Raw genomic sequence first — 11,444 nt, 5'->3', positions numbered from 1 at the left:
TAACAATTTAATTTTTTATTTATTATGTTTAAAAAAACACTTTTAATGGCGATAGCCTTCATCAGCATGATGGTTTTCGCAAGTACTGCATCAGCTCAGACAACTATCTATGGTTGCTTGGACAAAGTTTACATAAACAAGGACAAGAATCCTGTACATCAGAATGATGTTTCTCCTGCTCTTAACACAACCTTGACTCCTAATGGTGATGGTTCATACAAGTTGGAGTTGTCAGAGTTCAAAGTTGGCAAAATGCCTGCAAAGTTGAAGGTTGTTGCTAACAAAGTTGTTCTTGATGGTTCTACAGTTAACGAGTGTGACAATGCTATTATTTTGAGCTTTGGTGCAGGCTTGAAGTTTGACGCAACTATTGAGGGGTCTTATGATGCCTCTACAGGGAAGTTGGAATACACTGTAAAAAGTGTAGATGCGTCCTTCCTCGGTGTGGACTTCGATACTGAGGTTCATTTCACAACAGAATGTACAATAAAATAAATTAACTTAGGTCTTTACCTTAAAATATAAGGGAAGACCTTTGTTTGTTACATGATGAAAGCAAACTTCAAGAAAAACATCGCCTTCCTATCTTTGCTTTTTTTCGCTGTTTTTGCATTTTGTTCTTGTTCTTCTGATGAAGAAATCACTAACTCTGATGCAAATTCTGAACTTGTGAAAGAGGCAACAAACTATCTCAATGGCGAGATTGTACTTAGTACAAATGCAACGATGAATGGAGTGAACAAAACCCTTTTACCAGAGGGATGTCCTACAAAGTTTAAGTTTGAGTGGAGTAAGACTGACGCACAAACATTCACCATTTCTTTGCTTGACTTCACGGTCGGAAACATGGGAATGATTATCAATTTTAAGTGTGATGTCAAGACCATGGTTCTCAACTCTTGGGAGCAGAAAGAATATACAGGTGATGGTTGGATAAAGTTTAAGGGTGAAGATGGCTCTGTATGGGGTACAGATACAGATGGCTCTGCATCAAGTGCAAAAGGCAGTAGCGTGCAAGGCTATTACAATGCCAAAACACACGAAATTCAGTTCATCGTAAACTATAACATGATGAATGTACGTTCAGAATGTTTCTTGCAAACAATAGACAAGAATCGCATCAACAATTATGCAGCTGAATTTGAACAGTACGAAAAAGACTTGGCTGCGTATAAAAAGGAGCACGGAATCAAATAAGAGACTGTAGCTTATATATAAAAGGAAAGAGGGATATGCCCAGACATGTCTCTCTTTCTTTTTGCAAGTAAAAATGAAGGGAAGAGAAACAAACCATAGCGAGGCTGAAATCGTGTAAGAAATTGGAAAAAATAGAATAGCAATATAAATGAAGACAATTAGAAATGTAATGCTCATCGGCTTACTGCTGATACTCGCACTCCCTGTCGCTGCACAGCGAAAGGTGAAGTTCGGTATCTTCGACAAAGCCACTGAGCAGCCAATCATCGGCGCAGTCATCACCTACGCCGACAACGAGAAATTGAAGTCGCCACAGCGTGTTGTTACCAACATGGATGGTGAGGCTACCATCTCGGTGCCTCAGAGTGACAAGTGTTATTACCAGGTGGTATCCGTGGGTTACAACCCGCTGAAGGGAACCATCGGAAACGACAGCTCCCTCAAGCTCTTCATGACCGAAGACGTGATGAAGGTGAACGAGGTGGTGGTTACTGGTTCCCGTACTGCCCGACCTATCAAGCTCTCGCCAGTGAGCACGCAGGTGATCGGCGGTAAGGAACTGGTAGATGCAGGCTATGCCGACCTGACCAAGGCTCTGCAACAGGAGACACCGGGTATGAACATCCAGAAGGTGGGTTTCGGCAACGAAATCTCCATGCAGGGCTTGGATGCCCGCCACGTGCTCTTCCTGCAGGATGGTGAGCGATTGACGGGCGACATGGCGGGTAACCTCGACTACGAGCGATTCAACCTCCATGCCATCGACCGCATCGAAATCGTGAAGGGTGCCAGCAGTACCCTCTATGGAAGCCGTGCATCGGGTGCCGTCATCAACCTTATCACCAAGAAAACCACCAAGCCTATCGATATTCAGGCTGGTGTACGCTGGGGACAGATGAACGAAACCAACTACAAGAATCCATCCCAAAAGGATTTCCTGTATATGTTTGAGAAGAATGCCGACCGCCCGAACCTGCAGAGCTGGGTGTCGGCAGGATTCAATGCAGGAAAGGTAACTTCGCAGACGGATGTGTGGTATTCTTCGAGCGATGCCTTCTACATGTACCAGGCGGAGAACAACAAGAAGGTCTATACCCAAGAGGCGAATCCTTGGCTCGACCACGACGTGACCATTACCAGCGTGGCTTCCCGTCCGCCAATGAGCATCGAGGGTACAGAGCATATCTCGGTATCGCAGAAGGTATTCTACGACCCTTTCAAGAATCTGGAGATTCTTGCCTACGGTAGTGCGTTCTATATGAACACCTACGACCTCATTCAGGACATGACCTTCAGCCAGGCGCGTGACTGGACGGCTGGAACCAAGATTAAGTACTCCTTCAAGGATTGGTTCAAGATTACTGCCTCCCTTCATGGCGACTTCTACGACCGCTTCAAGCGCCACGAGCGCATCGACGAGCGTACCAAGGTGTATAAGAGCCGTATCTTCCAGCCTCGCCTCTCCATCACCTCGCAGAAGTTCGAGGGCCACGACCTCATCCTCGGTATCGAGCACCTGAGCGATGACCTGACGAGCGACCGATTCAACGGCGATGCCTCCCACATCATGCGCACCCGTTCGCTGAAGGAAACGGAGGCTTTCCTGCAGGACGAGTGGACGATGAACGACCACTGGATGGTTTCGGCAGGTGTGAGAACCAACTTCAGCCGTGCCTTCGGACTGATGGCGATGCCTAAGATTGCCTTCAAGTGGAGTCCTTCGGAGCACTGGGCATGGAGAGCCAACTACTCGATGGGCTACCGTTCGCCAAGCATCAAGGAGCTGTTCTTCAACTGGGACCACCTGGGCATGTTCATGATTAAGGGTAACGAGGACCTGAAGCCTGAGAAGAACAACTACGTGAGCCTGGGCACAGAGTACTCGAACGATAACTTCTTCATCTCGGGCAATGTGTATGGCAACTTCTTCCGCAAGAAGATAGAGGGCGTATGGCGCATCTACGACATGCAGTATAACTTTGAATACACCAACCTCGCCAAGCAGAACCTCATCGGACTGGAGACCATCATGCGCTGGCACTTCCTCAACCACTTCACGATGAATGCCACCTACAGCTACGTGAACGTGAGCAAGACAGATGGTATCCAGGTGAACACCACTTCGCCTCATGCGGCTACGGCGAGTCTCGACTATAAGTACAACAAGAAGAACTACCGACTGGGCGCCACCTTCTCGGCAAGCTACATGGGTGAGAAGAAGTTTGATGTGCAGGACCGACTCTCTGTAAACGGTGAGAGCCACGATGCCTACTTCCGCTGCCAGTTGCCACAGTATGTATTGTGCAACCTGTCGGTGATTCAGACCTTCTATAATAAGGTGAAGGTGACGGTGGGTGTGGATAACATCTTTAATTACGTGCCAAAGACCCTGGGTTCGGGCATCACCATGTTTAACGTGCCAGCCACGGCAGGAGCCAAGGCGCATGTGCAGGTGGAAGTGTTGGTAGATGAATTGGTAAAAGCATTTAGAAAGAAGAAATGATGAAGAAAGCATTACTATATATAATAGGTATGGCAGCTGCAATGACGAGCTGCGTATCTTATGAGGCAGAGGACTTCACAGGTCATACCTTGCCCCGAAAAACAGGTTATAGCACGGGTGTTACCAACGACTGGCTCTATTTTGACCTGAAGACGGGCCATCGCTATAATGTGCTGAATCCTAACCAGAGTGTCATCGCCTTTATAGATGGCAAACCAATAGAGGAGTATTTCCATTATAAAGGTACAACTAAACTCGTAAAGTATTGGAGCGAGGGCGTGCAGAAGAACATCTTCGAGGATGCAGAGCGTGATGCAAAGGGCGATACCATCTTTACCAAGAATCAAGCTACAGGCAAGTTAACCTATAAGACGGTGAAGCGCCAGGCAAGCAGCATTCTGGTGATGGAAAACCAGGAGGATGATCCAAAGACCATGGCTTATCCTGCTACGGAGTGGGACCTTGCCTTTGACGGCTACCAGCTACGAACCAACAGTGGAACAAGCGGCATAGGCAAGGGCGGTGCTGCCGACCTGGGCTATGGCGAATATGACAAGTGGACGAGCAAGGCGCAGGTGGATGCTTATCTGGCTGAACACAACATGACTTTCGCCGTGGATGATTCAGCAAGCGTCTATGTCACCATGTCGCGGGAAGACTGGAACAAGTATTGCATCGCCAACAAACTGGATATGAACAAGAACCCTTGGTTCGACCCGAACAATGGTCCTGCCAAGCAGTTGGTAAGCGGCAATCCGGTGCTCGAAAAGGCAATGACCTTCTCTGGTCCACCTCCAGTATATACTCCTTCTTTCCATACCTACGTAATCCGTTCGTGGGATGGCGAGAGATATTACAAGCTCCAGATCATCTCCTGGTATGATGCCAATGTGCAGATAGGTGATGAAGGAGGAAGAATCAGTTATTACTTAGATGAATTAAAGTAAACATTAAACATTATGAAACAATTGAATTGGTGGAAATCCATCGCTTCGTTCCTCGTGGTACTCTTTACCATGCCGTTGGGACATGCGCTGATGATGATAATGGATAAGACGATGACTCCTGAAGCTGTGCATTACTCAGCCTTCTTCATGGGGTTGGCAGGTCTTATCATGGTAGTAATCGGTGTCTTCGTAAAGGGAGACACCAAACAGACTCTTTGGGGACTTTTCGGAGGTCTGCTCTTCTGGACCGGTTGGATAGAATTTCTGTTCCAGTACTATGCTACCCGCTGGGGTACACAGCCGGAGATGGAGAATGGCGAAGTTGTGACTCGCCCTGAATACCTCATCCTCCCTGCCACCTTCGGCATGTGGATGATGGTGATGGTACTCTACATCTTCTCAACCAAAAACGGATGTAACTTCATCAACTGGTGGCAGCGTGTTCTTTTCCGTTCCAGCAAGAATAAGATTGCCGCCCGTCCGATGACACATCATACAAGTATCGTCACCTTCATGGAACTGAACATGATTCTCTGGACTAGCTATCTCCTGTTGATGTTCTGCTACGACAAGAATTTCCTCGGCGACCATCATCCTGTAACTTCGGTTGTTGCCGCAGCTTGTCTGATAGGTAGTTTCTTCATCTTCCGAAAGCAGTTGCGTTTGAGCACATGGGGAGCCAATATCCGTATGGCTATCGCAACGGTTGTCGTGTTCTGGGTACCTGTGGAAGTGCTTGGTCGCCTTGACTTTTTCAAGGAGATTTGGATTGAGCCGGAGAAGTATACTACCCAGATGATTTGCATCCTCGTTGCATTCGTGGCATTGCTCGTCTATATCATGTTTGCAGCTCACAAGAAGAAAAGCCATGAGTAACAAGAAACTATATTGGTGGAAATCCATCGTGTCGATGGGCGTGATATTGGGAAGCATGCCCATCGTTCATTTGGTGGCACGAGTATTGAAGGACAACTACGACGGCACGCAACTGTTGGGTGCTGGCATGGCTGTGGGATTCGTGGGCTTGGTGATGGTGGTGGTCGGTGTTTTCGTCAAGGGACAGACTCGCCAGACCTTGCTCGGACTTATCGGTGGCATGTTCTACTGGACGGGTTGGGTGGATTTCCTCTTCATGTATTATGCCCATCGTTGGGGCACACATGCTGAGATTGACCCAGTGACAGGAGAAGTGTTGAGCCGCCCTGAATATCTTCTGCTCCCTGCCACCTTTGGCTTGTGGGCAATGGTGATGTTGCTCTACATCTTCTGTTCCCGAAATGCCTGCAACTTCCTCAACTGGTGGCAGACGCTCTTCTTGGGGAAGAACAAGCGACTCATCGCCGCTCGCCCGATGACACGCCACACCAGCATTGTTACCTTCATGGAAATCAACACAATGCTCTGGACTTGCTATCTCCTGCTGATGAACCTCTACGATCCTCAATTGTTTGGTCGTGAGAGTCCAGTCACCTTCGGTGTAGCCTTCGGTTCCTTGCTTTCCGCCCCATACGTATTTCGCAAGCAACTCCACTTGCAATCGTGGGGAGCAAACATCAGAATGGGTACGGCAACGGTCATCGTGTTCTGGATAGCGGTAGAGGCATTTAATCGCACGGGCATCATCGGGAAGCTCATTGCACATCCGAGCGAATATCCTTGGCATTGGGTGGTAATGGTGATAGAACTTTGTTTCTTGGCAGGAAAGATTGTCAAGGATGCAAGGGCGAAGAAAGAAAAGAAATAAGATAGATAATCAGATAAGGAAATCAATGAAGAAAGGAACTTGGAGAAAACAACATAAATGGCTTGGTATCGGCTTGAGCTTCTTCATGCTGATGTTCTGCGTGTCAGGCATCCTGCTCAATCATCGTTCACTCATCAAGGATGTGAACGTGAGCAGGAAGTACCTGCCAAGTCGTTATGAGTTTCGGAATTGGAACGGTGGATTGCTACGAGGCACGCTTGACATTGGCAAGGATTTAATGGTAGATTCCATGAGGAATGTGGATTCTTGTCGCCAACTGTTGCTTTATGGCAATGGTGGCATCTGGCTCACCGACTCCAAGGCTTCCTACTTCAAGGATTTCAATGAGGGGTTGCCAGAAGGTGCAGACTATCGTCAAATCAAAAATGTCATAAGGCTTGATAATGGAAGGATATTTGCAGTCTCACCTTTCGGGCTTTATCGCTATGGAGTGCATAACAAATGGCATGAGGTGAATATGTCACTGGAGGATGAGGAGAAATTTACGGACATCGCTTCGCATGGCGACACCCTTGTAGTGCTCAGTCGTTCCTTTGTCTATACCTCGCTTCCTCCTTATAAGACTTTTAAGCGCATTCAACTTCATGCGCCAAAGGATTATGACGGCAAAGTAACTGCCTTTCGTACCGTTTGGCTACTCCATAGTGGAGAACTTTTCGGAATAACTGGAAAGATTGTGGTTGATGCCATAGCCATTATTCTTGTGGTTCTCTGTATTACGGGTTTCGTCTTTTGGCTGAGACCGAAGCGAAAGGCATTACTGCAAACCTCGCTTCATCTGCATGACAGAATCGGGCGATATACTATCATACTTGCGCTCTTGATTGCACTGACGGGTTGGTGTCTCCGCCCTCCTGTGATTATAGCATTAGTGTTAAGCAAGATTCCGTCTATCCCAGGCACAACACTCAGAAGCAAGAATCCTTGGAACGACAAGCTCCGCATAATTCGTTATGATGAGAACTGCCATGATTGGCTGTTATCCTCATCGGAAGGATTCTATTCATTGAATATCAAAAATGCTACAGTGAAAATTATTACTTCTGTTCCACCTGTCAGCGTGATGGGATTGAATGTATTACAGAAAGATGCAAATGGTAGATGGCTTTGCGGTTCATTTAGCGGCTTGTTTGTTTGGGACAGACGACAAGGAACTGCTACCGATTACTTTACGAACAAACCTGCACCGAATGAAGCAGGAGCACCATTCGGAAAGAAAGCAGTCGCAGGTATGAGCCAAGACTTTTCCACCCCTGTCGTAGCGGAATATTACGAGGGAACAAACTTTGCCCCTCAACCTTCGAGCATGAACCAACTTCCGATGTCGCTTTGGAATGTGGCATTAGAGGTGCATAGTGGCAGAATTTTCATTGGAACGATAGCCACATACATATTCATCTTTGTTATGGGCATTCTTGCGTTTTGGTGCTTGTGGTCGGGCTATAAAATTAGATTAAAAAAGAAATAACATTGCACAAAATCCAATTCTCATTAAATGCGAAAACAAACTGATGGTGGCGAGGTAAAAATACATAAATATTGGAGTTTATATACGTTTTTTAATGTATTGCACCTTATCTTTGCGTATCGGAAATCATCCATAACCAAAGTAAGAGAAATTGAAAATGGCAAAGAGAAAAAAAGACTTTACATTACTTCTCATTGCACTCTTTTGCAGTTCTTTGGCTCATGCACAAAAGCAAGTTCCTGCAGAACGGAAAGACTCCATTGACAATGGAAGTAATATTATAAAAATAGTTGGAAATCATTCCAACAAGGGTGCGGCCAACAATGCCCTTTACGTGTTGAGTGGTCAGGCTGCTGGTGTCAATGTGACATCCAACGGTCTGGATCGTATGAGCTATGCTCAATAGTGTGCGAGTACGTGGTACAACCTCCATACTGCAAAGATGTCTGGATCTGAACAAAAAGCTGAAGCAGAACAAGGGCTACGAGTAAGAGCTGACATAAGCATTACATAAACAAGGACATTTAATGTGTCATCTATTCAGGAACAAAGGGCAGACAAATCCGACTTTTCATAATTCTGTATGCAATGCCAAGGGTAAGCGTTGCCTTTGTGCTGTCTTGGTTATGCGAGAACTAACTTTTAAAGTTTGCACGGGCAAGTTCCGTGCAATGTTATCAATGATAGTGCAAATCGAGAGCAATGAAGCTTGCTTCAATTGCCTAGGTGAAGCCTATCTTATGAAACTATCAATAAAACACAGTAGAACTCAGAACTGTATTATTATATACATGTTCTACACTGCGATTAGGATTCCAGCCCAAAGTGAGGATTTTCTAATCGCAGTTTTTGTTTTAATAACGTTTGTGTTCAACCATGATAGTTTAATTTTATTCTCATGTGCAAAATGTAAATATGAATTTGAAAGATAACACTAAAGACCAATAGACAAAAGTCACGTTAGAACCGTATTTTTGTAATAAAAGACACAGTTTTGTTTAAGTAAGTATAATTTTGCTGTTTATAAGTTTAATTCAGTTTAAAATATCAACATAAAAGTTCTTCGTATCTGCATTTTTAGTACTTTTGCAAATGGAAAGAAAGAGGCTGTATACCTCCGCAATATGTATAACATTTAAAAAAGGAGAAAACTTGAGTTTTTCTTTCCTATGGCTAAGGCTTTAAAAACTATAGTTACCAAGTCATGCAAGGATAGCAGAAAATTTTCTCAAGCGGACTCGTTGCATTATTATGAAACTAAGGTTTATAATTATTATAGCATTATCCATATCGAATAATATGGCATTTGCTCAAGAATGGAATTTAACAGGAAGACTATTTGATAAAGCAGAAGGCTCTTTACCGTTGGAAGCCACGGAAATAATAGTAAGTCATCTTGATGGAGAAACTATCTCCAGTGGTTTTTCTGATAATCAAGGAAAGTTTACATTCTCTTTACCGTCAGGAAAGTTTGTCGTCAGATACAGACAATTAGGTGATATATTAAAAGCTGACACCATTGACGTACACAACAATGTTGATTTGGGCGATATCATGTTGACTGTGAAGGAGCACACACTGAATGAGGTGATGATTACCTCTCAGCGCAGACTATTTAGCCAGAAAGCTGGCAAACTTGTTTATCTTGTTCAAAACAGTCCCTTTGCCAGTGGTTTCAATATGCGAGATATGCTCCATAATATTCCTCGTATAGATCCGACAAGTGATGAAATAAAGATTATTGGCAAAAACGGTGTAGTTGTTTTGGTTAATGGCCATCGCATTAACTTAGATGGTAAAGATTTGGATATGTACCTACGCACCTTACCATCTGAAAATGTAAGCAAAATAGAACTTGTAACCAATCCTTCTGCCGAATTTGATGCAGAAGGCAATTGCGGAGTAATCAATATTATTCTAAAGAGTAAGCCTGTGGGGTTTGATGGGAATGTCCACACGGTGTTAACACAACGCTCTCACTTTAGCGCAGAAGAAGGATTTGGACTGTCTTTTTCTTCAGGCAATTTTTCTGTTGAATACAAAATAAATAATTCCAATGAAAAGCGCCGCCAAATAGTACAGAATACTTATTCTTATCCTGACTATATGCGCTTTACGACCGACAATACTTTAAATAGGTATGACATACTAGGCCAGAATCTAAATAGCAATTACCAATTAGGCGATTTGAATTTGGGATTTTTTGCAACATTAAATAATTCTCGCAGTAAAGCCCACCAAATAGGGCAGATGACTTTCAATGCAGACGCATATCCATCGAATTCTTATTCCGAGTCGAATCACGATAAATACCGTTTGGAGACAATCTCCCCCTATGTGGACTGGAAACTTGATAGCTTAGGAAAAAAAATAACGATAAATTACAACTATATCCATGTCATTGACAAAATTAATCAGAATTTTGATTCGAGTACAGCACACAGCTTCTCGAACAGCAATAATGATTATAGCTATATCGTCAATACCCTGAGCGCAGATTTAAACCTTCCATTTACTTGGCTAAATTTTGAGTTAGGTGGAAAATATTCCCATTTCAGGACCAATAATGTCTCTGAGTTTGGAATTAGAAATGGTTTTTTATATAAAGAAACGGTAACAGCCTTCTATGCAGATGTCAACCGAATGTTTGGTTCTTTTTACGCCAAAGCTGGTTTACGGTATGAACACACCAATGATGATGGAATAACCTTGGAAGGACTGTCCGTTTCTAATAAATATGATCACTGGTTTCCATTTGCAGAAATCTCATACAATCCTTCAGATAATCATTCCTTTGCCTTAAGCTACAGCAAACGTATTGACAGACCTTCTATGAATGATATGAATCCTACACGTGTTTTTCGTAACACCTACACATACACCGAAGGTAATGATAGACTTACACCATCGGTCATGGACAATTTGGAGTTTAACTATGTGTTTAAAGGGAATTTCTCTTTTAACCTGTATTATTATCACACATCTGATGCCATACAGAATCTGACTCAGGTAGTGAATGACTTGTTCACCAAGTATTCTCCAAAGAATTGTCTTACCATTAATACTTTTGGTACGGATGCTAGTTATAATTTCTCATTTGGAAAATTCAATTTGTATTCAAGTGTATCTATGTTCTACGTTAAAGCAAAATCTTACATTGACGAGCTGGATGACAAAGATTTGCGAAGTCTGAACACATCTTTTTCTGCCAATTTAAATTACCGTTACAAAGTCTTGAACTTTTATGCGAACTATTATCATGTGCTTCCAGGAATAGAAGAATCCTTTCACACTGGAAACATCGATTGTGTCGGCTTAGGATGCAAGATTGATATTATTAAGAACAAACTTCTTTTGAATATACAAGCCCAAGACATCTTTAGTGGTACTAAGAGCAATAACAGAACTGAATATAAAGATTATGTCTTTAGAAACAGAATAAACAATGACAACACCTCATTCCGTGTGGGATTGACTTATAATTTCGGCAAGCAAAAAGCTAAAAAGGCAGATATAAACATCAGCAACAATGAGACTAATCGCTTGCCTGATATAAAGAAATAA

General features: G+C 43.7%; 9 protein-coding genes. All 9 read left to right on the top strand.

What is annotated here, in order from left to right:
- Positions 1-45 precede the first annotated feature (45 nt).
- The 9 genes from CFT61_RS12190 to CFT61_RS12145 all read left to right on the top strand — a co-directional run bounded on the left by CFT61_RS12190 (position 46) and on the right by CFT61_RS12145 (position 11,444).
- Positions 46-495, top strand: coding sequence for a hypothetical protein (locus CFT61_RS12190; RefSeq protein WP_077154028.1), 450 nt, complete (start codon positions 46-48; stop codon positions 493-495).
- A gap of 54 nt (positions 496-549) precedes the next feature.
- Positions 550-1,197, top strand: a complete 648-nt coding sequence (locus tag CFT61_RS12185; RefSeq protein ID WP_394334031.1) for a DUF4903 domain-containing protein — start codon at positions 550-552, stop codon at positions 1,195-1,197.
- Between the two features lie 148 nt (positions 1,198-1,345).
- A complete protein-coding gene (locus tag CFT61_RS12180; protein ID WP_089544696.1) occupies positions 1,346-3,700 on the top strand; it encodes a TonB-dependent receptor in 2,355 nt (784 codons plus the stop codon).
- On the top strand, positions 3,697-4,647 hold the full coding sequence (locus CFT61_RS12175; RefSeq protein WP_367379344.1) for an HmuY family protein: 951 nt from the start codon (positions 3,697-3,699) through the stop codon (positions 4,645-4,647). Before CFT61_RS12180 ends, CFT61_RS12175 begins: the two co-directional genes overlap by 4 nt.
- 12 nt (positions 4,648-4,659) lie before the next feature.
- Positions 4,660-5,523: a hypothetical protein gene (locus CFT61_RS12170; protein ID WP_089544695.1), complete on the top strand. Its 864-nt coding sequence runs from the start codon at positions 4,660-4,662 to the stop codon at positions 5,521-5,523.
- Complete coding sequence (locus CFT61_RS12165) at positions 5,516-6,391, top strand: hypothetical protein (RefSeq protein WP_089544694.1); 876 nt, start codon at positions 5,516-5,518, stop codon at positions 6,389-6,391. The genes CFT61_RS12170 and CFT61_RS12165 overlap by 8 nt, the downstream gene beginning before the upstream one ends.
- Positions 6,392-6,416: 25 nt before the next feature.
- A complete protein-coding gene (locus CFT61_RS12160; RefSeq protein ID WP_089544727.1) occupies positions 6,417-7,880 on the top strand; it encodes a PepSY-associated TM helix domain-containing protein in 1,464 nt (487 codons plus the stop codon).
- 157 nt (positions 7,881-8,037) lie between these two features.
- Entirely contained in the window at positions 8,038-8,286 is a 249-nt protein-coding gene (locus CFT61_RS12155) for a hypothetical protein (RefSeq protein WP_089544693.1), read from the top strand.
- 893 nt (positions 8,287-9,179) lie between these two features.
- Positions 9,180-11,444 (top strand): TonB-dependent receptor domain-containing protein, encoded by a 2,265-nt coding sequence (locus CFT61_RS12145; RefSeq protein WP_254918965.1) that lies wholly within the window; start codon positions 9,180-9,182, stop codon positions 11,442-11,444.

Origin of the sequence: Segatella copri, from assembly GCF_002224675.1 — a bacterium.
In the GTDB taxonomy this organism is placed as follows: domain Bacteria; phylum Bacteroidota; class Bacteroidia; order Bacteroidales; family Bacteroidaceae; genus Prevotella; species Prevotella copri_U.
Note: the sequence above shows the minus strand (reverse complement) of the source record. Positions and strands in the feature narration are given on the sequence as shown.